Origin of the sequence: Polyangium sp. 15x6 (genome assembly GCF_029960785.1) — a bacterium.
Taxonomy (GTDB): Bacteria; Myxococcota_A; Polyangia; order Polyangiales; family Polyangiaceae; genus Polyangium.
Genome location: NZ_JASBQE010000065.1, coordinates 15,331 through 37,781 on the forward strand (window position 1 = coordinate 15,331; position 22,451 = coordinate 37,781).

General features: G+C 68.3%; 17 protein-coding genes and 2 tRNA genes. 9 read left to right on the plus strand and 10 right to left on the minus strand.

Going from position 1 to position 22,451, the window contains the following annotated elements; translation table 11 throughout:
* Positions 1-36: 36 nt before the first annotated feature.
* Positions 37-963: a tetratricopeptide repeat protein gene (locus QHF83_RS35355; protein ID WP_282422434.1), complete on the minus strand. Its 927-nt coding sequence runs from the start codon at positions 961-963 to the stop codon at positions 37-39.
* 275 nt (positions 964-1,238) lie between these two features.
* Here QHF83_RS35355 and QHF83_RS35360 point away from each other — a divergent pair, with 275 nt between their 5' ends.
* Positions 1,239-2,864, plus strand: coding sequence for a thiamine pyrophosphate-binding protein (locus QHF83_RS35360; protein WP_282422435.1), 1,626 nt, complete (start codon positions 1,239-1,241; stop codon positions 2,862-2,864).
* Positions 2,865-2,875: 11 nt separating this feature from the next.
* Entirely contained in the window at positions 2,876-3,397 is a 522-nt protein-coding gene (locus tag QHF83_RS35365; protein WP_282422436.1) for a M17 family peptidase N-terminal domain-containing protein, read from the plus strand.
* Positions 3,398-3,399: 2 nt separating this feature from the next.
* Here QHF83_RS35365 and QHF83_RS35370 read toward each other — a convergent pair whose 3' ends face one another.
* Positions 3,400-5,130, minus strand: coding sequence for a bifunctional metallophosphatase/5'-nucleotidase (locus QHF83_RS35370; RefSeq protein ID WP_282422437.1), 1,731 nt, complete (start codon positions 5,128-5,130; stop codon positions 3,400-3,402).
* 103 nt (positions 5,131-5,233) lie between these two features.
* On the opposite strand from QHF83_RS35370, the gene QHF83_RS35375 reads away from it, so the two are divergent.
* Positions 5,234-7,489, plus strand: coding sequence for a TonB-dependent receptor (locus QHF83_RS35375; protein WP_282422438.1), 2,256 nt, complete (start codon positions 5,234-5,236; stop codon positions 7,487-7,489).
* Positions 7,490-7,502: 13 nt separating this feature from the next.
* Here QHF83_RS35375 and QHF83_RS35380 read toward each other — a convergent pair whose 3' ends face one another.
* From QHF83_RS35380 to QHF83_RS35400, 5 genes are all read right to left on the minus strand, one after another.
* Entirely contained in the window at positions 7,503-8,813 is a 1,311-nt protein-coding gene (locus tag QHF83_RS35380) for a choice-of-anchor L domain-containing protein (RefSeq protein ID WP_282422439.1), read from the minus strand.
* A gap of 198 nt (positions 8,814-9,011) precedes the next feature.
* The gene (locus QHF83_RS35385; RefSeq protein ID WP_282422440.1) at positions 9,012-11,327 is read right to left on the minus strand and encodes an AAA family ATPase; all 2,316 of its coding nucleotides are present in this window, start codon (positions 11,325-11,327) and stop codon (positions 9,012-9,014) included.
* 99 nt (positions 11,328-11,426) lie between these two features.
* The gene (locus tag QHF83_RS35390) at positions 11,427-12,335 is read right to left on the minus strand and encodes a universal stress protein (RefSeq protein WP_282422441.1); all 909 of its coding nucleotides are present in this window, start codon (positions 12,333-12,335) and stop codon (positions 11,427-11,429) included.
* Entirely contained in the window at positions 12,332-15,175 is a 2,844-nt protein-coding gene (locus tag QHF83_RS35395; protein WP_282422442.1) for a glycosyl hydrolase family 65 protein, read from the minus strand. Before QHF83_RS35395 ends, QHF83_RS35390 begins: the two co-directional genes overlap by 4 nt.
* Before the next feature lie 128 nt (positions 15,176-15,303).
* Positions 15,304-15,717 (minus strand): response regulator, encoded by a 414-nt coding sequence (locus tag QHF83_RS35400; RefSeq protein ID WP_282422443.1) that lies wholly within the window; start codon positions 15,715-15,717, stop codon positions 15,304-15,306.
* Positions 15,718-15,955: 238 nt separating this feature from the next.
* Between QHF83_RS35400 and QHF83_RS35405 the strand changes: the two genes are divergently transcribed.
* Entirely contained in the window at positions 15,956-16,615 is a 660-nt protein-coding gene (locus tag QHF83_RS35405; protein ID WP_136934084.1) for a response regulator transcription factor, read from the plus strand.
* A 19-nt stretch (positions 16,616-16,634) separates the two neighbouring features.
* Here QHF83_RS35405 and QHF83_RS35410 read toward each other — a convergent pair whose 3' ends face one another.
* Positions 16,635-17,141 (minus strand): pentapeptide repeat-containing protein, encoded by a 507-nt coding sequence (locus tag QHF83_RS35410; protein WP_282422444.1) that lies wholly within the window; start codon positions 17,139-17,141, stop codon positions 16,635-16,637.
* 76 nt (positions 17,142-17,217) lie between these two features.
* Between QHF83_RS35410 and QHF83_RS35415 the strand changes: the two genes are divergently transcribed.
* The 3 genes from QHF83_RS35415 to QHF83_RS35425 all read left to right on the plus strand — a co-directional run bounded on the left by QHF83_RS35415 (position 17,218) and on the right by QHF83_RS35425 (position 19,425).
* Entirely contained in the window at positions 17,218-18,039 is an 822-nt protein-coding gene (locus QHF83_RS35415; protein WP_282422445.1) for an alpha/beta hydrolase, read from the plus strand.
* A gap of 40 nt (positions 18,040-18,079) precedes the next feature.
* On the plus strand, positions 18,080-18,865 hold the full coding sequence (gene xth / locus QHF83_RS35420) for an exodeoxyribonuclease III (RefSeq protein ID WP_282422446.1): 786 nt from the start codon (positions 18,080-18,082) through the stop codon (positions 18,863-18,865).
* Positions 18,866-18,984: 119 nt separating this feature from the next.
* Positions 18,985-19,425 carry a hypothetical protein gene (locus tag QHF83_RS35425; protein WP_282422447.1) on the plus strand — a complete coding sequence of 147 codons (441 nt, stop codon included), beginning with the start codon at positions 18,985-18,987 and terminating at the stop codon, positions 19,423-19,425.
* A gap of 4 nt (positions 19,426-19,429) precedes the next feature.
* Here QHF83_RS35425 and QHF83_RS35430 read toward each other — a convergent pair whose 3' ends face one another.
* Positions 19,430-20,428, minus strand: coding sequence for a penicillin-insensitive murein endopeptidase (locus QHF83_RS35430; RefSeq protein ID WP_282422448.1), 999 nt, complete (start codon positions 20,426-20,428; stop codon positions 19,430-19,432).
* Between the two features lie 200 nt (positions 20,429-20,628).
* Here QHF83_RS35430 and QHF83_RS35435 point away from each other — a divergent pair.
* Both QHF83_RS35435 and QHF83_RS35440 read left to right on the plus strand, forming a co-directional pair.
* Positions 20,629-20,702: transfer RNA gene (locus QHF83_RS35435), tRNA-Arg, on the plus strand.
* Positions 20,703-20,768: 66 nt separating this feature from the next.
* Positions 20,769-20,841 (plus strand) — tRNA-Lys (locus QHF83_RS35440).
* A 142-nt stretch (positions 20,842-20,983) separates the two neighbouring features.
* Here the strand turns inward: QHF83_RS35440 and QHF83_RS35445 are convergent.
* Complete coding sequence (locus QHF83_RS35445) at positions 20,984-22,276, minus strand: hypothetical protein (RefSeq protein WP_282422449.1); 1,293 nt, start codon at positions 22,274-22,276, stop codon at positions 20,984-20,986.
* Between the last annotated feature and the right edge of the window lie 175 nt (positions 22,277-22,451).

The following is a 22,451-nucleotide window of genomic DNA, read 5'->3' on the forward strand; positions in this document are numbered from 1 at the left end:
CTACGCGGCGGGATGAGGTCCTAGTGTAGCCCTTGCTCACCAGTTGCCGGTGGCCGAGACCCCCATCGTCTCGTTGGAAACGCTCGGCGCGATGTAGACGCTCGGAGCGGGCGCCTGGGGCAGGCTGGCGATTCCAATTCCCAGTCCTATGACACTGAGCCCAAGGAGGCCACCCCCAGCTCCTGCAACACCGGTCCACGCCCTACGGGTCGCCGCATCCTCGGTGTCACGAAACACGAGCCCCATGGCAAGTGCTCCCGTCCCGAGCCCCATGCCTACCACGCTCGCAATGATGAGGTTCTTCGGCCATGTAGGCTTTCCGTCTTGAGGGTCCGGCGAATATCCCCTCATGTTGACGTTCAGCGGGCGCTCGAACCCGATGACCTGCGTCTGGATCCGCTGCTGCATGGGGATGATCACCTCGGCGGTCTCTCCGGCTTTGACCTCCACGTATCGCTGGTTCATCCAGTAGCCTTCCTTCATCGCTTTCACGATGTGCTTGCCGGGCGCGACGAAAAACTCGTGATTGGCCCACAGGTCCCGGACCTCCTCCTCCCCGACGAATACGCGCGTATCCGGCACGTTCGGGTGCAGGATGATCGTGCCGATGTGCTTCTTGCATTCCCCGAGAGCGGCGTATGTCTCGTCGATGCGATGGGCCCGCAGGCGGTGGCCATACACCAGCGCCATGTCGAGGTGCCGAGCGGCCTGTAAGTAATTCCCGGCGCGGAGCTGGGCGAGGCCGAGCTCCACCTCGACGTCGTTGTCGCGGTCGCGCTGGAGCGCCTGCTCGAAGAGATCGAGCGCCTCCTTGAAATCGCCACGCCGCTCGGCCTTGTACGCCTGCTCGAAGAGCGCTTGCACTTCGGGCCTGTAAAAACCCTTCGCCTCGGCCAGGTACGCGGGGGAAGGCACACGCGGGGGAGGCTCGGCCCACGTCGACGGGGTGACAAAGACAGCCATGAAAAATGCTGCGATCGGGATAGAAGATTTGGTGTTCATGGAACGTGAGCTTACTCCATCCCGCATAGGCTGGTCAAGACGAACCCTGTTCCAGGACGAACCCAGGGTTTGCCCCCGAACCACGTGGGTTCGTCCCGGGCAGCGGCCGACGCAAGCGCGCGACATGGGGGGACGAGCACGCGCCGAGCCATCGTCCGGCGGCAGCCGAGGCGGCGGGGTGGGCATGTTCAACGAACCGGAGACCTCGCGCCCTCACCCGTGGTATACGCCCCGCCATGGCACAGGTCCACGGCGGCAGGCTCGTATCGAAGGCGCTCGCGCGGCACGGGGTCACGCACCTCTTCACGCTCTGCGGCGGGCACATCCAGGCCATTTACGATGGCTGTCTCGACGACGGCATCCGCGTCGTCGACGTCCGGCACGAGCAGACCGCGGGGCACGCGGCCGACGCCTGGGCCCGCGTCACGGGCAAGCCGGGCGTTTGCGCGGTCACGGCCGGCCCCGGCGTCACCGACACCGTCACCGCGGTCGCCAATGCCCAGCGTGCCGGCATCCCCATGATCGTGATCGGCGGCGCCGGCCCGCGCCTGCTCGCCGACATGGGCTCGCTCCAGGACATGAACCACGTCGAGCTCATGCGCCCGGTCACGAAGTGGAGCGTCTCCGTCCCCTCCACCGACCGCATCCAGGAGTACATCGACGCCGCCTTCCGCATCGCGCAGGGCAACGTCCCCGGCCCCGTCTTCCTGGAGATGCCGCTCGATCTCCTCATGAGCTTCGGCGACGACGCGCCGCCCGCCACGGTTCCTTTCGACGAACCCCCGCGCCCCGCCGGCAATCCGCACGCGATCGCCCGCGCCGCAGCGATGCTGCGCGAGGCCGAGCGACCGATGTTCATCGTCGGCACGCAGCTCCGATGGTCGCCGCGCAAGGAGATCCTGCGCGCGTTCGCCGACGCCATCGACGCCCCGTATTTCCTGAACGGCATGGCCCGCGGCGGCCTGCCGCACGCGCACCCGAACTTCTTCGCTCGGTCGCGCCGTGTCGCGCTCGGACAAACCGACCTCTGCGTCGTCCTCGGCACGCCCTTCGATTTCCGCCTCGAATACGGCCGCGCCATCAACCCGGGCGCGCGCGTCATCCAGATCGACCTCGACGGCAACGAGATCGGCCGCAATCGCAAGGTCGACGTCGCCATTCACGGCGACAGCGGCCTCGTCCTCGAGCAGCTCCTCGCCGAGGTGAAGGAGAAGCGCGCGCCCGGCTGGATCGCGGCGATGCGCGCGGCCGAGGACAAGTCGCGGGCCAAGATGCAGCCCGAGATCGACGCCACGACCGACCCGCCGAACCCGCTGCGCGTCTGCGACGAGATCGGGAAACGCCTCGGCAAGGAGGACATCGTCATCGGCGACGGCGGCGATTTCGTGGCCACCGCGGCGAACGTGATCAAGCTCGAATGGCCGCAGCTCTGGATGGATCCGGGCCCGCTCGGCACGCTCGGCGTCGGCCCCGGGTATGCGATGGCCGCGAAGCTCGCCCGTCCGGGCGCGCGCGTGGTGCTCATTTACGGTGATGGCTCGTTCGGCTTCAACGCGGCCGAGTTCGAGGCGCTCGCGCGGCAAGGCATTCCGGTCGTCAGCATCATCGGCAACGACGCCGCGTGGATGCAGATTCGCCGCGGCCAGGTCGATCTTTATGGCGCAGAGCGCGCGCCGGCCACGGCGCTCGAATACACGCGTTACGAGAAGGTCGTCGAGGCGCTCGGCGGCGTGGGCTACTGGGTCGAGAAGATGGCCGATCTCGGTCCCGCCCTCGATGCAGCATTCGCGGCCGACAAACCGTCCTGCGTGAACGTCAAGATCGCCACCAGCGAGTTCCGCAAGGGCGCGATCAGCGTATAGCGGGGCGGGACGTGGAGCTCCGCTTCTGCAACCCCGAGCTCACGAGCCTCGACGATCTCGACACCGAGATCCTCGCGTGCAGCGTGTGGGCGGACGCGCGCCCGGTGCACGGCGTCTTTGGCCTCTGCGATTGGCGCCTCGCCGGGCACCTGTCCGGGCTTTTGCGCAACGGCTTTTTGACGGGCAAGCTCGGCGAGGTCCTGATGGTCCCGGCCAAACCGCGCCTCACGTTCGACAAGCTCCTGTTTTTCGGGGCGGGTCCACGCGAGGGGTTCGGCGAGGAGGCCTTCCGCCGCGTCGTTCAGCACATGCTCGACGTGATGGAGGGCCTCGCCGCGCGTGTCGCGGTCGTCGAATTGCCGGGCCGCCCGGACGGCCTGATCCCGGCCGAACGAGCGGCCGACATCCTGCTCGCGAGCGCCGGCCGCAAGCGCGAGCACGACGTCTGGACGCTCGTCGAGGGCGCCGACGGCAAGCAGCGCATCACGCAACACATGATCGAGGAGCGGCGGCGGGTGCGGCGGGTTCTGTAGCGTCAGGGTAGAACCTGACAAACCCCTTTCCGCTCCGTATTGCAGATTCGCCCGTTGACCTTCGGCGCGAGCGGCTTGTTCTCTTTCTTCAGCGCGGCGAGCCTGTCGAGCACGACCTGCTTGATGTCCGGGCCCTTGGCGATCACCTTCGCCGAGCCCAGCATCGAATAGCCGTCCTTTTTCCCCTTCGGGTCGACCAGGTAATCGATCGTGACCGCGTAGAGCACGTCCTTCGGCCCGATCTTTTTGGGTTTGGCGCCGAGCAAGGTCAACTTCGACGCCGTCTTCGCCGCGGTATCGTGCTCGAACGCGAACCCGGCGATCTGCAGGAAATGCCCCTCGCCCGTCCAGTTCTCGATGCTGTGGTTCACGACCTTCTGCAAGGTCTCGCCGTTGATCTCGATGAGGTGCAGGATCGCCGGATACGCGAAGAGCTCCTCGATGTTCCGCGTCGTGATCGGCTCGCCTTTCGGCAGGTTCAGGTTGATCCGCAACGTCCCGCTGTTGATGAAGGCGATCTGCGGGCGCTTCTTTTCCTTGGGGAACGCGGCGAGCGCCTGGTCGAGGATCCAGTCCCCGAGGTTCGTCTCGAAGCGACGAATTTCGAGCTCCTCGGCGATGAGGTCCTCGCCCGCCGCGCCGAGCACCTCGGAGAGGCAGCCCGAGCCCGCCGGCAAATTGCGCGTCTTCGCGCAGAACTCGTCCTCGTGTTTCTTCAGCGTGGCGTCGACCCACGCCTTCATCTCGGGATCCTCGGGCACGGCCGCGCCCTCGAGCGGGACCCATTCGTGGGAGATCCGAAGGTTGCCACTCGAACGATCGATCCTGAGCACGTTCGCGCTCACCGCCTCCGCGTCGGCCTTGTAGACCACGCGCTCGCCCGCCGCGGCTTTTTGCTTCTGATGCTCGTGCCCGCCGAGCGTCACGTCCGGCCCCTCGGCGCCGAGTTTTTCGAGCAGTCCACGATCCGTCGTCATCGACAGGTGCGTCAGCGCCACGACCACGTCCGCGCCCTCTTTGCGCAGCGCGGCCGTCTGCACGCGCGCGGCCTCGACCGGGTCGTGGATCGCGGCGATGTACGGCTGATCCGCGCCGATCGTCACGCCGAAGACGCCGAGCTTCAGCGGGCCGCAGGGCACGATCGTTCGCGGCAGGACCTTTCCTTCGGGCAGGTTCACCGCGGGTTTGCCCGCGTCGTCGACCTTGAAATGCACGTTCGCCGAGAGCCAGCGGAACTCCGACTCCGCGACCCGCGCCGAGATCACGGCGGGGTCGTCCTTGTCGAACTCGTGATTGCCGAACGCCGCGAAGAGCCGGGCGTCCTGCCCCGGGCCGCCGTCGAGCCGGCTCACGGCCTCGATCATCTGCCGGCCCTTGTACATCTGGCTGATCAGCGACGGGAACAGCATGTCGCCCGCGTGCAGCACCACGAGGTCCGGATACTTCTTTTCGAGCTCCTTGCGGATCGTCCGGACCCGCGCCATGCCGCCCTTGCCGCCGGGCAATGCTTCGATTCGGTACGTATCGTTGATCGAGAGCACCGCGCAGCCCGTCTTCGGCGCGGGCGGCGTCGTGGCCGTCGTCGCCTCCGTCGCCTCCGTGGTCTTGACGGGTTCGTCCGGGCCCTTCGCGGGCGTCTCGGCCGCGGGCGCGCCGCAGCCCGATGCGAGGGCGAAGCCGAGAAGCAGGGCAGGGGCGTGTGTCCGGGCACGATCACGAATCCGAGGCATCATCGTTCGGAGCGTACACGCCTCTCCGAGCCGAAATCCAGCACGACATACTGTTGACTTTCAATTTCAACAACAGTACAGGGCATTTTCTCCGCACGAGAACCGCATGCGCCCTCGCACTCTGCTCGGCTCGTTTTTGCTGCTCGCCTGCACGACCCCGGCCTTCGCCGACGAGGCCAAACCCGCGCCCCCCGCCCCCGAAGCCGCGCCAAACGAGGCGCCCGCGAAGGCCGAAGCCGCGCCGGACGCGGCCCCCGCGCCGCCAAAGGAAGGCGAAACCGTAGCCGAGGCGCAGGCCAAGCCGTCCCCGCCCGAGGTGATCGAGGTGAGCGTGCTCGGCCGGAGCGACGACGCGCTCCAGAAGGTGCCGGGCTCGGGCACGTTGATCGGCGCGAAGGAGATCCGTCGCGCGATGCCCGCGGAGACAGGCGAGATCCTGCGGCGCGTGCCGGGCCTCGTGGTGCGGCCCGAGGAGGGGCTCGGCCTCCGGCTCAACGTCGGTATGCGCGGCCTCGATCCGACGCGCAGCCGTCAGGTGCTCATCCTCGAAGACGGCATGCCCGTCGCGATCAACCCGTACGGCGAGCCCGATCTCTACTACTCGACGCCCGTCGAGCGCATCCGCGCGGTCGAGGTCGTGAAGGGCTCGGGCAGCATTTTGTTCGGACCTCAAACCATTGGCGGCGTGGTCAACTTCCTTACGGCGCTTCCCCCGGACAAACCCGAGTGGTCGCTCGAAGCGCAGGCCGGCCAGCGCAACTACTTCAAGCTCTCGGGCCTCTACGGCGGCGCGGCCGGCGACGCGCGGTACGTCCTGCAATTCACGAGGAAGCAAGGCGACGGCTTCCGCAACATCGAGTTCCACGCCACGGACTTCATGGGCAAGATCGCGTTCCCGACGTCGGCGCGCGGCGAGGCCACGTTCAAGATCGCGGTGTACGACGAGTTCTCGCGCTCGACGTACGTGGGCCTGACGCGCCGCATGTTCGAGCTCGACCCGCGGACGCCCTCGATCGCGCCACACGACGGGTTCAACGTGCGTCGCTACGACGCCTCGCTCACGCACGAATACCGTTTTTCCGAGGCGACGCGGCTGCGCACGTTCATCTACGGCTACATCACGGATCGCGACTGGCGCAGGCAGAACTACGACCGCGATGCGAAGCCCGACGTGACGTACGAGCGGATCGTGGGCGATGCGTCGGTCTCGGGCGCCGCGATTTATTTCCGCAACACCTCGATGGTCCGCGACCGCGATTACCAGGTCCTCGGCATCGAGCCGCGCGTCGAGCACCGCTTCGAGACGGGCCGGGTGCGCCACACGATCACGGCCGGCGCGCGCGCGCACGTCGAGACCGCCGACCGAAAGCAATTCCAGGGCGAGATCGTGAATACGGCGGCCGGTAACCTCCAGGACCGGGAGCACCACCGCACGTTCGCGATCGCCGCGTATGCCCAGGACCGCCTCGCGTTCCGGGACGATTTGCTCGTCACGCCCGGCGTCCGCGTCGAATACGCGGCGAACCTGCGCAGCGTGGATCGAACGGCGGAGACGGGCACGTCGCGGGACGTGACGAACCGCGGTACGAGCGATTCTCTGGCGGTGATGCCGGGCATCGGAATGGTGTACGGGACGCCGAAGCTGAACTTCTTCGGCGGCGTGCACGTCGGGTACGCGCCGCCGCGCGTGTCGTCCGCCATTTCCCCGGGCGGCCAGGACGCCCAGCTCGACGCGGAAGAGAGCACGAATTACGAGATCGGCGTGCGGCTCGCGAAGCTGAAATGGATTCGCGCCGAGGTCACGGGGTTCGTCATGAGCTTCCGCAACCAGATCGTCACCGGCTCGGAGGCGAGCGGGCAGCAGAGCGAGCTCGCGAACGGCGGACGAACCTTGCACCGAGGCGCCGAGGCGCAGGTCACGGTCGGCGTCGGTCAGGCGCTTTCGCTGCCGCTCACGATCGATTTGACGGGGCGATACACCTTTTCCGTCTCCACGTTCCGCGGCGGGCCGTTCGACGGCAATCGCCTGCCCTATGCGCCGCTCCACACGGCGAACGCGACGCTCGACGTCGAGCACCGCATCGGGCTCGGGGGGCAGGTCGCCTGGAGCTACCTGAGCGACCAGTTCGCCGACGAATACAACACGGTGCTCGTGGACCCGACGGGGCGCCTCGGCGTGGTGCCGGCGTATCACCTCGTCGACGTGTCGTTGCGCTACCGCCACGCGAAGACGGGGCTCGGCGCGCTCCTCACGGTGAAGAACGCGCTCGATCAGGTGTTCGTGGCGACGAGGTTGCCCGATGGCATTCAGACGGGCGGGTTTCGGCAGGTGAACGTCGGGCTGCGGTGGGATCACCGCTGAGGCGAAGACCGAATCACTTCGGAATCGGCGGGATCGGGGTCGTGCCGACGGTGGTGCCGGCCTCGGCGCTCCATTGCCAGTTGTCGATGACGGCCGTCGAGTCGAGGACGCCGTCGCCCGAGTCGTAGGCGCCCCAGCGAATCCGGATGGTGCTGCCCGGCGTGACGGGCGCCTGCGTCTTCAGCCAGCTCGTCGCCGCGTGGGTCTCGAAGCCGGTGCCATCGAGCTCGGCCGTGCCGAGCGGGCAATCGAACATCTTGCCGCCTGCCTGGCAGGGCGGGCCGGCCGCGCAGCCGCACACGTTCATGAACGCGTTGTTCACGCTGATGGGGTTGCCCTGCATGTCGAACGAGATTTGCCCGTCCGGTTGACCCGCCGGGATCGGCGAGAGGATCGCCACGAAGAAGTCGTTGTACTTGCTGCAGATGTAGACCGGCCACTCGTACGTGTAGAAGTTGAAGTCGAACGAGAAGCCCTTCGCATTCTGCGGCACGCGAATCTCGAGCTCGACCGCCGTGGCGTCGTACGGCGTCCCCGTGATCACGCCGGGGCACGCCGGCGACTCCTTCGGGAAGCCTTGCGGATGGCCGCTGTTGTACCCCTTGCTGAAGCCGCTCGGGCTCTGATAGCCCGCGTCCGTCGGCTGGCGCGCCGCGCCGCTGGAGACGCTGAAGATCTTGCTGCCCGCCCGCGGCTTGACGTTCGGGCCGAAGCTGCTCAGGACGCCGTGGCCGAGGTGATAGTTCGCGCTGCCGTTCGCCGGCGAGCCGTCGGCCATGACCCATTGCGCGCTGACCACGCCCCAATCGGTGCCGCCCGGCGTGGCGATCTTGCAGAGCTCCACGGCGCGCGCGGCGTCGAACGGATCCTGCGTGTCGACAGCGAGCGCCCCGTCGCAGGTCTCGACCGCCTCGTCGGCCACCATGTTGCAGTTCTCGTCCGCGGGCTTGTAGTCGGGGTTCATCGCGTCACCCACGACTTCGACCGAGTTCGGGCTGACGTTCACGTCGCAATCGTTGCAGTCGCCCGCCGCCTCGCTGAACCCGTCGCCGTCGTCGTCCACGTTGACGTCGGTGTCGCAGGTGGGCTCGCCGGCGCCGCTGCCGCCCGCGCCCGGACCGACGAACGAGCCGCCGACGCCGTCGGGGTTCGAGCCGCCGTTGCCGCCCGGCATGGCGCCCGCGCCGCCGTCCCCGGACCACCCCTCGCCGCCGGAACCATCGTCACCAAAGACGTTTCGGCCACCCGTGGCTGTGCATGCGGCGCCCAGCACGGTGCTGCCTGCAAGGCCCACGAGCCCGATCCACTTCACCAAGTTCCGCATGGCCACTCCTTGAAAAGCTGATCCGCGTCGAGGCCTCCGACCCCAAGGAATCTCGGGGGCCGTGCGGCCGCGAGCAGTCTACAGGCAAGGCGTGGCCGTCGTGCAGCAAGAAATCGGCAGACGGACGTACGAAAATCGAGGACCCGTTGTCCGGGGCGAACCCCGAACGCCCAATGGTCGGCTCTTCCCGTCCCGCAGCTAACGGGCCCGCCCAGTTTCCGCCATCGCTCGCCAAAACCGCTCGAGCCGGTGCTCGATCGCGCCGAAGACCGTGCCCGCAGGGTAATGGCCGGTGTCGTCCGCGATACCTGCGGGCGATCCTGTGAGCAGCTCGATGCCTTCTTCGACCGCGGAAACCACGTGAACGTGGAATTGTTTACGCTCGATAGCCTCGACCACGTCGCTGCGCAACATCAGCGCGTGCTGGTTCGTGGCCGGGATCAGGACGCCCTGGTGGCCGGTGAGGCCTTTGGCCGCACAGAGATCGTAGAATGCCTCGATTTTTTCATTGAGACCACCCACGGGCAAGACGCCGCCCTGCTGATCGACGCTGCCCGTCACCGCGAGGTCCTGCCGGAGCGCATAACCGGAGAGCGCCGAGAGCAGCGCGTAAAGCTCGGGCGACGAGGCGCTGTCGCCGTCGATCGCCTCGTAGGTCTGCTCGAAGACGAGCGAGGCGCCGAATGAGAGGGGGCGGATCTGCGCGAACCGGAGCGACAAGAAGCCCGACAAAACGAGCACGCCCTTCGCGTGGATGGGCCCGCTCATTTCGACCTCGCGCGCGATGTTCACCGGTCCCTCGGTCCCCGGATACACGACGGCCGTGACGCGGCACGGTCGGCCAAACGTGACAGGTCCGTCGCTCAAGACCGAGATCGCGTTCACCTGGCCGACGCGCCGGCCCGTGACGTCGATGCGGATCGTGCCGTCGGCGAGCAGCTCGTGCACCTGGTCGCGGAAATGATCACTGCGCCTGCGCGCCGCCGCGAGCGCACCCACGATCTCGCCGCAGTCGACGACTCGTTTGCCCTTGCGCGTCGCGCGGTAGCTCGCCTCCGTTGCGACCTCCGCGAGGAGGCCGAGCTGCGCGGTGACCTTGCGCTGGCTCTCGGCGAGGCGGCCGCCGTAGAAGAAGAGCTCGGCCACGGCGTCGGCCGTGAGCGGCAAGAGGCGCCGCTCGCGCACGATGTCCGCGAGGAACGAGGGGTACGTCGCGAGCGCCGCGCCGAGCGGCATCGTGCCCTCGAAGCGCGCCTGCACCTTGAAGAGCTGCGAGAACTCGGGGTCGGCCTCGTGCAGGTCCTGGTAGAGGTCGGGGCTCGCGATGAGCACGACCTTCAGGTCGAGCTGCATCGGCGGGAACATGAGCTCCTCGCTCGTGCCGCGGTAATACGTGGGGTTGTGCTCGGGCACGATGAACTTGCTCGCGAGCAAGCACGCCTTGAGCTGCTCGTAGAGCGCCTCGTTCTTGAGCAGCGCGTTCGCCGGCAGGATCAAGAACCCGCCGTTCGCGAGGTGCAGCGCGCCCGCCACGGCGAACCCCGGCTCCGGCGGCGTGCCCGTGTCCGGCGGCGCGTAGCTGCGGCCGAACAGCGCCGACAAGGTCGGGTATGGGACCTCCACGACCGGCGCGCCCGACCCCGGCTTGTGCTCGGTGAGCAGCGTCGGCACCACGATGCCCTGCACGAGCACGGGCTGTTCGTCGTTGCCAGGTTCGTCGACGAGCAGGCGCGTCTCGCGCGTGACGAGCGTCTCCACCTCGCCGAGGAACGCGAGCAGCTCGTCGCGGCCCTCGAAGCGCGCGCGCACCGGCGAGAAGCACGCCTTCACCGCGTCGCCGAGGAGCTGCTTCGTCGTCGCGCGGAGCTCCGAATCGGCCTCGTCCTGCACCTCGGCGAGCCGCTCCTCGAAGGCCTCGATCGCCGTCGTGATCTCCCGGATCGACTCGCTCGGCGGGCTCTCGTCGACGAGCGGCGTCACCTGGAACTCGCGCCCCGCGCGCACCACGTCGAGCCCGAGCCCCTTCGCCTGCGCGCGGAGCTCCTCTTCGAGCCGCGACTCCTCCGCCTCCACGCGTCGCTGCCCGCGCGCCCGCGCCTGCTTCCACCGCTCGCCCTCCGTCGCGCCGTGGATCGACTCCAAAAGCTTCGCGTAGAGCTCCTCCATCGCCTCCGTGAACGGACGGCCTTCACCCGCAGGCAGCGTCAGCACCGTCGGCTCGCTCGGCCTTCGCGGGTTCGGCAGGAGCAACATGTCGTCGGGCGTGGGGAGCGTCGCGGCGAGCCTCCGGGCGACCTGACGCGCGCAGAACGTCCGTCCCGAGCCGGACGGACCCACGACGACGACGTGAAACCGGGAGTGGCGGATATCCAGCCCGAACGAAAGCGCCGCGAGCGCTCGCTCCTGGGCCGCGATGCCCGAGACGGGCTCCACCTCTTCGGTCGTCTGGAACGACAGCTCCGCGGGCTCGATGCGCTTGAGGCACTCCGCTGCGGTAAGCTCACGTGCGGGCATATCGCCGGAAGATACCACCCGACCCCGCACCCCGCTCGGCCCTCCTCGCGATGCGCCGCATTCGTCCGCGACACTGCGAGCGAGGGCCTTTCCGTCTCGTCATGGGCAACGCAGGACGAGCACCGGGCAGGTAGCCTTACGCAGGACGCGCTCGAAGACCGCTCCGTGCTCTTCGCGCCGGAGCCCGTGCCAGACGAGCACGGTCAGATCCGCGGCGAGGGTCTCGGCAAAGCGGAGGATCTCGTCCGCGGGGGCGCCGGCGCCGAGGAAGAAGCGCGTCGGGACGTCCTCGGGGCAGTGGCCGATCGTCTTCGCGAAGCGATGCACGAACTCCGCGGAGAACGCGGGCCACTCGTGATGCGGCTGGTCCACGTACTGCGGCGCGCCCATCGCGCCCGGCTCGACGTGGGGGCCGTGCTGCGCCTCGCCCACGAGCACGATGTCGAGCGACGCGCCCGCCTGCCGCGCGAGGGCCCCGGCCGGCTCGAGCGCGCTCGCCGTGCTCGGCGTCCCGTCGAGGGGCACGAGGATCCGGCTGAGCGCGAGCCGCTCCTCGGGCCGCACCACGATCACCGGCGCGTGCGACCGCTCGATCGTGTGCCCCGCGAGCTCACCCACCCCGAGCCCCCCGCGCTCGCTGCTCTCGGCTCCCACGATCACGAACGCCGTCGGGTGCGCCTCGGTGAAGGCCATGATCCGCTCCACGGGATCGCCGACCTCCACGTCGAGCACCACGCCGTCGAGGGCGTGCTTGGGCATCCCGAGGAGCCTCGGCAGCTCGCCGGGCGGGACCTTCGCCTCGGACGCGAAGATCCCGTGCAGCGGCTCGTGCAGCGTCCTCGCCACGAGCCGACCCATCGCGACCGCCGCCTGTGACGCGGCCGCGTCGGTGCCGTTCAAGGCCACGAGCACCCGCTGCCTCTTCGGACGCGCCTCGCTGCGCGGCCCCTCCTCGGCGCCTCGCTCGGCGCCGTGGGTCGTCCCTTCCGCGAGATCCGCCGGCTTCATGGCTCGATCTCCTCCCACGCCAAAAACCCTTCTTCCTCGCGCCGCGCCACGTAGGCCCGTCCGGGCTCGGCGCGCACCGTGTGTGTCGCCCCGGCCTTGTCCGGAGCGGCGAGCCCGATCGGCGCGGTCCCGGAGGTCACGTGCACCTCCACCGCGCCCGGCAGCGCATGCACCTGGAGCGAGCGGCCGCGGAGCTGCATCGGCAAGGACACGCGCCGCATGCCCGGCAAGAGCGTCGGCGCGACGATCAGCGTCTCCGGGTCCTCGGGCGCCGTGCGCAGGCCCGCCACGCCGAAGGCCACGGCCTGCCACAGGCTCCCGAGCCCGGCCGCGTGCACGCCGCCCGCGGCGTTGCCCATGTTGTTGCCGAGGTCGATCGACGCCGTCTGTTCGAGGTACCGCACGGCCGTCTCGAGCAGCCCGAGCCGCGCCGCCACGAGCGCATGAATCCCGGGCGACAGCGAGCTCCCGTGCGCCGTGCGTGGCTCGTAATAGAGAAAATTCTCTCGCCGTGCGCCGGGCGAGAACTCGTCCCAGAGCAGCGCCAGGAGCTGCACCACGTCCGCCTGCTTCACCACCTGCGAGTGCCGCGTCCGCTCGCGCCCGAGCAGCACGTCGATCGGCACCGTGCGTGGCGAGTACGCGGCGACGTCGATGTATTCGAGATCGAAAAAGCCCTTGTGCTGCTCGATCAATCCCGTGCGCGGATCCTCGCCGAGGTACATCCGCGCGGCGATCTCCTCCCAGTGGCTGATCTCCTGCGGCGTCACCCCGAGCGCCGCCGCCTTCGCGTTCCCCACGCCCCGCGCGATCGCCGCCGCGTACCTCAGGTTCTGCCGCGCCATCCAGTTCGTGAACGCGTTGTCGTCCACGCTCTCGTGGTACTCGTCGGGCCCAATCACCCGGTCGATGTGGAACTTGCCGTCGACCTTCATGGCGCCGCGGCTCACCCAGAAGCGCGCCGTCTCGACGAGGATCTCCGCGCCCTCCTCGTGCAGGATCCGCTCGTCGCCGGTGCCCTGCGCGTAGGCCCAGATCGCGTACGCCACGTCGGCGCTGATGTGGTGCTCCTCCAGCCCCGACAGGATCGGCACGATCTCGCCGACCGGGCTCCGCACGAACTCGGGCGTCGTCTCGTCCCCCGTGTCCGCCGACTCCCACGCGTAGAGCGCGCCCTCGTAGCCGAGCTTCTTCGCCTTGCGCCGCGCGCCGTCGAGGGTGAGGTGCCGGTAGAGGAGGAGCGTCCGCGCCGCCTCGGGCCACGTGTGCACGTAGAACGGCACCATGAAGATCTCCGTGTCCCAGAAGACGTGACCGCGGTACGCCTCGCCCGAGAGCGCGCGCGCGCCGATCGAGCAGCGCGGATCGTGCGGCTGCACCGTCGCGATCAGGTGGTAGAGCGCGAACCGGAGCGCCCGCTCGATCTGCGGCGCCCCGTCGATCTCCACGTCCGACTGCTTCCACCGCGCCTGCCACGCCGCCACGTGATCCGCGAGCAGCGCGTCGAACGACGTCGCCGCCGCTTGCCGCTCGAGCACCTCGACCCGTTGCACCGGCGTCGTTCCGTCACGCGACGTAAACAGACCGACCACCCGATGCAGCACGCTCGGCTCGCCGAGCCGGACGTGAAGCGTGCACCGCTCCATCGCCGACGCCGGCCCGACCTCCCGCTCGCAGCGCATCTCGAGCGACCCTGGATCCGCCGCCGTCGTACGCGACGCGAGCGCGAGCTCGAGCCCGCCGTGCGTCTTGCCCACGAGGATCGGCCCCACGAGCCCGTGACGCGGCTCGAACCCGGCCCAGTGCGACGAGCCGCTCCCGCTCTTCACGTCGCCCGACAGCACCGCGTCGATCACCACCGTGCCCGAGAAATTCTGCGGCGAGATCTCCACCGCCTCGAGCAGCAGATGCCGGTTCGCGAGCGACGCGAGGTGCACCGTCCGGATCCGCGTCGCGTGCCCGCCCGGCCCGGTCCCGAGCCCGTCGCGCAGGACGAGCCCACGCCGCAGGTCGAGCGTCCGGTGGTGCCGCTCCATCGACGTCGTCTCCACCCCGAACGGCTCGCCCTCCACCGTGAACCGGAGCCGCCCCCAGTCCGGCGCGATCACGAGCTCCGGCACCGGCGACACGTCCGACGACGCCTCGAACGCCCCCGCCAGAAACGTCGCCGGCCGCGACACGCTGCTCCCCTCCGCCAGCGATCCGCGCATCCCGAGGTAGCCGTTCGCGATCGTCAAAAGCGACTCGATCTCGTGCTCCCGCGCCACGTCGAAGCCGCTCTCCACCACCACCCACGAAGGGTCCCGCGGCGGCGCGAACGGCCCGAGCTCGGCTTCCAGCGCGAGCTGCTGCTCCAGGATGTCCGCGAGCCCCCCGAGCCCGTACGCCTCGCCCACGACGAGCACGTCCTCCGGATCGAGCCCGAGCGGCCGCGCGATTTCGTGCATCATGAACGAAAGCACGTCACCTCGGTCTGCCGTCTGCGCGACCTCGATGGGCCTGCCGCGGTGATCGAACCCGAAGACGTGATCCCCGCTGTCCGTCGCCACGTGGAGCCGTCTCCTCGGCTCCACTGCGAGCGTCGCCTCGATCGCCGGCGTGAGCTCGCCCAGGCTCGCGTCCGTCACGATCGCCACCCGCGCGCCTCGATCGAGGAGTGCTCCCACGAGGCCGAGGGCCCGCGTCGACTCGGGCGCTTGGGCCGACGTTCCGCGCAGATCCCAGCTCAGCACGAACAGGCGAAAGAGGTGGTCGAGCTCGGGCAGGGGGGACGTCGGGACGAACCCGGACGAGCGACCGGATGCGGGCTCTCGGATCTCGGCAGATGCGGTGGACGTCATGGGCCTCGTTCGTCGAGCGAGGACCGTGCCGACGTCGCGCGCTCCCGAGGTCCCCCGATCCGTGCAGCGCCGTGGCATTTGCATCCACCGCGCACGGAGCTCGAAACGAGCGGGCGTACGGGACGCGTTCAGGCGGCGAGCCGTGACAGCTCGTCGAGCAGCTTTTCGAGATCGAAGGGCTTTCGGATCATCGCGCGCACCCGTCGAACGGGCACATCGAGGCGCGACTCGTTCATCGCGGAGAGCACCATCACGGGGACGTCGATCCCTGCGCGATCGAGCGCGGCGAGGAACGCGTCGCCTTTCATCTCGGGCATCAAGTAATCGAGGAGAATCACATCGGGCCGGGTGCCTGCTTCCAGCCTTGCGAGCGCCTCGCTCGCAACGGTGTGCGCTTCTACCTCGTAGCCTTCTTCTCGGAGCAGATCGGAGAGTGCTTCGACCAGGGCATCATCGTCATCCACGATGAAAACCGAGGGCCCGGATTTCTTGTCGTCGGGGCTACCGGGTGGCGCGGCCGGCACGTTCGGGCTCGGACTCATGGGCCCCTTCCATCGAGCAGGTTCCCCGCGTCGTCGAGCCTCCGGACCCCTTGCCGCCGCCGGCTGATCGATTCATACGTTGTGAACGGCTGGCTGGGGTTTGTGATCTCGTTTGTCCAAGCGGAAATCGAGTGGGGTAGGGACTTTCCGTAGGGCGTGTTCCGCGTGCGCCCGACCACAGCCGCACTTGACGCGCGAGTCAGGCTGAGGCCCAATTCGTTGAAGGGCGGTCCTTGTCATGTCGGACACGAATAACAGCATCCGCGTTTACCTCATCGATGATCATCCGGTTTTGCGGGAGGGTTTTGCCAAAGCACTCGAAGCAGAGCCGGGGATGACCGTCGTTGGTCAGGCGGGCACGGCGGCCGATGCGCTTCGGGAAGTACAGTCGATCAAGCCCGAAGTCGTGCTGGTCGACTTGAACATTCCCGATCGCGACGGCATCGAGCTCCTCGCGGCCCTTCGCGTCCAGGTGCCCTCCGCAAAGCTGCTCGTTTTGAGCTGCTACGACGACGAATTTCGCGTCGCCGAAGCGCTTCGTGCTGGGGCGCAGGGGTACCTCGTGAAGACCAGCGAGCTCGCCGAAGTGATCGACGGCATTCGGCGAATCGCGAGCGGCGGCGCGCCGCTCAGTCAACGCATCGCGGGAGCCGTCGTTCGCGCGATGCGCAAACCTGCGCCTGAAGGCACGGGCGGTCTCGACGCGCTCACGCCGCGCGAGCGGCAGGTGCTGCGCCTCCTCGCGGCGGGCATCTCCACCCGCGAGACGGCCGCGCGTCTCACGATCAGCCCGAAGACCGTGGAGACCCACCGCGTGCGGATCTACGCGAAGCTCGGCTGCAAGAGCGCCGTCGAGCTCACGCGGATCGCGGTCCGCACCGGCCTCATCGAGGCCTGAACCATCGGGAAAACCGAGCTCATCCCTCGGGTTTTTGATCAGGCGCGTCGATCTGCGGCGCGCCTGATCGTTTGTGCTGCAACAATAGATCGATTCGAACGCCGTCGATGGTCAGCCCTTCGATCGAGCAGTTCGTGATCGTCACGCCGGCGAGGCTCACGTCGTCGAGCGACGCGCCTTCGAACGACGCGTTGTGCATCTTCGTTTTCGCGAACGTCACGTCGTCGAACGCTGCGGACTCGAACGACACGTTTTTCACGCTGGCCCGCGCGAAGCTCGCGTCGTCGAGCTTCACGTCCTCGAACGACGCGTTGTGAATCGTCGCGCCTGAAAAACTCACGTCGTCGAACGAAGCCCTTTCGAACGTCGTGTCGTGCACCTTCGCGTCGGCCATCGATACGTCGTCGAGTTCGATTTTTTCGAACGACGCATTCGAAACCCTCATCGGCAGCGTCGGTGTGTTTCCGGACTTCGGTCCAGTCGTCTTCGCAGGGCCGCTGGGCTTCGATGGCGCCTTCTTCTTCATGCGCACATGCTACCCCTCTTCCCCGACTCCAGCTTCCCCGTACGGCCGGATCCAGGACGACATGCACGAGCCCGCCATGCTTCCCCATCACGCCATCGTCACCGCGCCCGGCGCGTCGCCTTCGTGCTGCGTGCTCGTACTTCATGGCATCTTTGGCTCCGGCGGCAACTTTCGGACGTTGACCCGCACCCTCGCGTCGGCCTGCCCCCGCTGGGCCTTCGTGCTCGTCGACCTCCGCGCGCACGGCCTCTCCACGTCGCTCCCGCCCCCGCACACGCTCGGGGCCGCGGCCGACGACCTCGTGCGGCTCGGCTCTGCGCTCCCGTTCGAGGTGCGCGGCGTGATGGGCCACTCCTTCGGCGGCAAGGTTGCGCTCGCGTACGCCGCCCTGCGGCGCGGCGAGCTCGACCAGCTCTGGGTGCTCGACTCGACCCCGAGCGCGCGTCCTTTCGGCATGGAGAACGTCGGCGCGGCGAAGGTCCTCGCCATGCTCGAGTCCTTCCCCGCGGAGCTTCCGTCCCGCGAGCGCTTCCTCGAGCTCGTCACCTCGCATGGCGTCTCCCGCGCCGAGGCCGACTGGCTCGCCATGAACGTCCGTCGCGAGGGCGACGCCTTCCGCTTCCGCCTCGACCTCGCCGCGATCCGCGACCTGCTCACCGACTACTTCACCGAGGACCTCTGGCCGGTCGTCGAGCAGCCCGACGGCCGTCGCCGCACGGGCTTCGTCATCGGCGGCCGCTCGGACACGGTCAGCCCCGAGGACCGCGCGCGCCTCACCGCGCTCGCCGCGAAGGACCCGACCCTCGGCGTGCACATCCTCCCGAACGCCGGCCACTGGGTGCACGTCGACGACACCGAGGGCCTTTTGCGCATCCTCACGGCGGCCTTCGGCGGCTGAGGACTTCTCGCGAGGGTTTTTCCGGGCTACGGGAGGGGCCATGCGAATCGCCTCCTGGAACGTGAACTCGATCCGCGCCCGCCTCGAACACCTCCGCACCTTCCTCGGGAGCGCGAGCCCGGACGTCCTCTGCATGCAGGAGACCAAGGTCGAGGACGAGAAATTCCCCGAGGAGGCCCTCGGCGACGCTGGCTACCGCGTCGTCTACTTCGGGCAGAAGACCTACAACGGCGTCGCCATCGCCGCGCGGTACGGCCTCGGCATCGAGGACGTGAAGAAGAACCTCGACGGCGACGAGGACGACGCCCCGCGCAGGCTCCTCGCCGCCACGATCGAGGGCGTCCGCATCGTCAACGTCTACGTGCCCAACGGGCAGGCCGTGGGCACGAAGCCCTTCGCCTACAAGCTCGCCTGGTTCGAGCGGCTCGGCCTCGACCTCGCCACGCACCACAAGCCGGACGAGCCCTTGCTCGTCTGCGGCGACTTCAACGTCGCGCCCACGAACCTCGACGTCCACGAGCCCAAGCGCTGGGAGGGGCAGGTCCTCTGCCACCCGGACGAGCGCGCGGCCCTCGGGCGCCTGCTCTCCTGGGGGCTCGTCGACGCCCTGCGCGAGCGTCACCCCGACGAGAAGGTCTACTCCTGGTGGGACTACCGCATGGGCGCCTACCGCAAGAACCATGGCCTGCGCATCGACCTCGCCCTCGTCACGTCGCCGCTCCTCGCGCGCACGAAGGACGTGTGGGTCGACCGCAGCGTTCGTGAGCTCGAACGACCCAGTGACCACGCCCCCGTCCTGATCGACATCGGCGAAAGTCAAGCCTGACTTCGGACAATCTACGTCCGATCGGTCCAGAAACGTCCTACCCAATCTAGGACATATCCTGTCCGATCGCCCCCCATTTCGCCCCCGATCGAACGACGCGATTTGCTAGTTTTCTCCGCGTGATGCGGCTCAACCTGGATGGTTATTCGCTCGACCTTCCCCCCGCCTGGTCCGGCCTCGAGGACGTGACCTACTCCGATCCGAGCACCCTGCCTCCGGTCGCGCTCGCGGCCGAGGGAGGCACGGGCCGGCTCATGGTGGCCGAGATGCTCTTCGACGACGACGACGAGCAGCCCGGCCATGAACCCGAAGAGCTCGAAGCCCTCATCCGCGCCTGGGGCAAACGCCGCAGGCTCGAACCCCTGGAGCAGGGCACCCACGAGCGCCCCGACGGCGTCGTCGCCACGGCCACCTACCTCGTGCGTGGCTGCTTCGTGCAGGTCTGGTTCCTGTCGAACGGCGACCGCGTCGTGCAGGCGAGTTACGTCTGCCCCTGGGACGAACGCGACAGCGAAGAGGCCGATCGCGAGGCGATCGTGAGCTCCTTGCGCTGGTCCTGAAGCACTAGCGGTCCTTGTCGCCGCCCTCGTCCTTCTTGGCCTTCGTGGCCACGGGCGGGGGCGGCGCCGCTTCCTTGGCTTCCTTCTCTTCCTTCGCTTCGCCCGCCTTTTCCTTCGGCGCGGGCTCCCCCTTCGTGTCCTTGCTCGCCGCGCCCGCCGCGTTCGTCGCGCTCGCCGCGCTCCCCCCGCCGCCTCCGCGCAGGTACGACTCCTCCACGCACGCCGACTTCATCCTCTCGGGACAGGCGATTCGCACGTGGAAGTGATCGTCGTGCACGTCCGCGTCCGCGGGGCTCATCAGCACCGACGCGGCCTTCGTGTAGAGCTCCTTCGCCACGTTTTTCTTCGCCGCGTACTTGAGCAGCCGCGTACGCAGCCCGGCCGACACGAACAGGTACCGCACGTCGGTCTTCGTGTCGGTGAGCAGCGCCTCGACGAAGGCCCAGTTCCGCTCATCGTCGAAGCGCACCACCTCGCCGCCGCGCGGCCGCCCGTCGCTCCCGAACGCGACGAACCTGTGCGGGTTCACGTGCTTGCCTTTCTCGCTCACCATGTAGAAGCCGACGTCCGCGTCGCGCCCCGACTGATGCGAGTTGTGCCCGAAGAGCGCCCCGCCGTTCTTCGCCGACAGGTCCCCCACGTACAGGACCGACCCCTTGTGCTTCCCGCTCACCTTGGCCGCGGCGCGCCGGAGCACCCGCACGAGGTCGGGCAGCCCGTACGCGTGCCCGCCGCCGCGCACCTCGACCGACTTGCTCGACGCGAGCTTCTCGCCCCCGTACAGCCGGCCCTTGTTCGGCGCGCCCGCCGACAGCGCGCCTTTGGGCTTCCGTTCCTTCTCCGCGCCCTTCTTCGGCTCGCCCTTGTCCTTCTTGCCCTTGTCCTTCGTGGGCTCCGTCTTCGCAGCCTTGGCGCCAGGCGCGGCTTCGGAGGCGCGCGGGCCCGTGGCGACGAGCGCGAGGCCGAGGGTGAGGGTCGCGGCGATCCGAGCGAGCAGGCGCATGACGTCGCGGACGTTAGCGCGCAAGGCGCGCGCGGGGGAGGGGATGTGTACGGCCGATCGTGGGGTTTTGCGCGACCGACCTCAGCCGTGGCTGGATCATGAGCCAGCCCACACGAAAAAAAGAAGACACCATGTGCTTGACATGAACCATCGGGACGGGTAGAAGGCTCGTCGCGTCCCACCCGAGGGCGGCGCAGGATGCGCCCGTAGCTCAGCTGGATAGAGCGTCGGACTTCGAATCCGAAAGTCGCCCGTTCGAATCGGGCCGGGCGTACCGGGTTCCGAGTCGACTCTACCCAGGGGAGCTCGGGAGACCGTTGAAAAGATAAGCAGCAAAACCGGGCCATTAGCTCAATTGGTAGAGCAGTGGACTCTTAATCCATTGGCTGAAGGTTCAAGTCCTTCATGGCCCACCCGGAAGACAGCCAGAGAGCCCGACGAACGTCATGGTCGTCGGGCTTTCGACATTTTGTCCCTCTGTCGCCCGTAGGTATCTCGATACCCTCCTCGGATGGCGGGCGCGTGACTTATCCCGAGCGATAGCTCCGCCGTCCGTCAGCCCCGTCGCACGGGCGCGCGGAAGAGAGGCGGCAGAGCTTCGTAGGCTTCGCTTGCATCATCGATGTCCTCCTCGACGATGATCCTGAGCCGATGGGCGACCTCGGGTTCGGCTCGCGCCTCGACCTCGTGGATGCGCCTCTGGGTATCCTCGGGATCGATACGCCGCAGCACCCTCGTCGCTGCCACGCGCAGCGCGACGGGCGCCTCGATGTCCCCGATGATGCTCGCGAGGTCGACGCGCTCGATGGCCGTGTGACGGTAGGGAGCGGCGCTCGGGTCCGTGTCGAGCGCGTCGAGGCGCGACAGCCACGCCCGGACGGGTTCGTCATGCCTGCGCGACAGGTCATGGAGCCGCTCGGACGCAGCCGACCCTTCTCCTCTTTTTACGGCGGCGCCCTCTGCGGCCGAGAGGATGTGGGTCGCCACATGGGCGAGCTCGGTCGCAGAACGCCCGGGCAAACCGATGACGATCGGACTTCGATCGGCCGGAGCCTCGCGGAGCTGGATCGCGATCCCGCCTCGTTGCAACGCGACCGACGCGATATCGACGTAGGGGATCCGTACGTCTTCGAGGCGCAGCTCGTCCTTCCCCAGGACCAGCCTCTCGTGACCACGGAAACGCAAGCAGCGAAAAACGAACCCTGCCAGCACGCAGAGGATTCCGACCAGGGCCAGCGGCCAGGGCAAGCCACGCCAATAGCAGTTCGAGGCGGCGACCCAGAAGGGGCTGAAGGGGTCACCGCTCAGGTTCCAGCACGCAAAGCAGAGGACCCAAAACAACAAGCCCGAGACGCGAATGAACCCTTCGATCCGGTCGCGGACCACGTCGCTGGAGGTGCCATCCACGCGGGCCGGCAGCGCCACATCGCCCGTCCCGAGGCCGCTCTCGAGGAGCGTCGCCGCGATGGATCGCGACTGCTCGAGATCCTCGAACTCCAGGAATATGGCGGCCCCGTTTCGCCGCACCACCATGAGGCTCGCTCCTTCGGCAGCCTCTGCCACCCGCACGCCGGCGATGTCCTCGCCTGGGATCTGCTCCCATCGCGAGCTCCCCGAGGCGCCGAGGAGGAGCCCATCCTTCCACGCCTCCACCGAATGCACCTGCGAACGCCGACGCGGCAGGACGGCGGGCCAAACGATACCGACGATCCCGGCGACGGCCAGAAGCGCCGCGAATCCATGCCCGGCCCCCGTCTCGCTCCAATCACGAAGCGCGTGGAGCCAGAATGCCGGAGTCAGCGTCGAAATGTTGATGTGTTTGGACAGGACGAACGGGATCCAATACACACCGGCGACGAGCAGGCAAAGGAGCGGCCCGAGCCCGATCCGGATCAGGGACCAACCTGCGTGGCCGTCCCCTGGAGCGGGGTCCTTCTGCGGTCGTGAGTGAGAAACAGGTTCCCGGGCTTTAGATCCCGGTGAACGACGCCTGCTGCGTGGGCTTGTGCCAGTGCATCGGCGA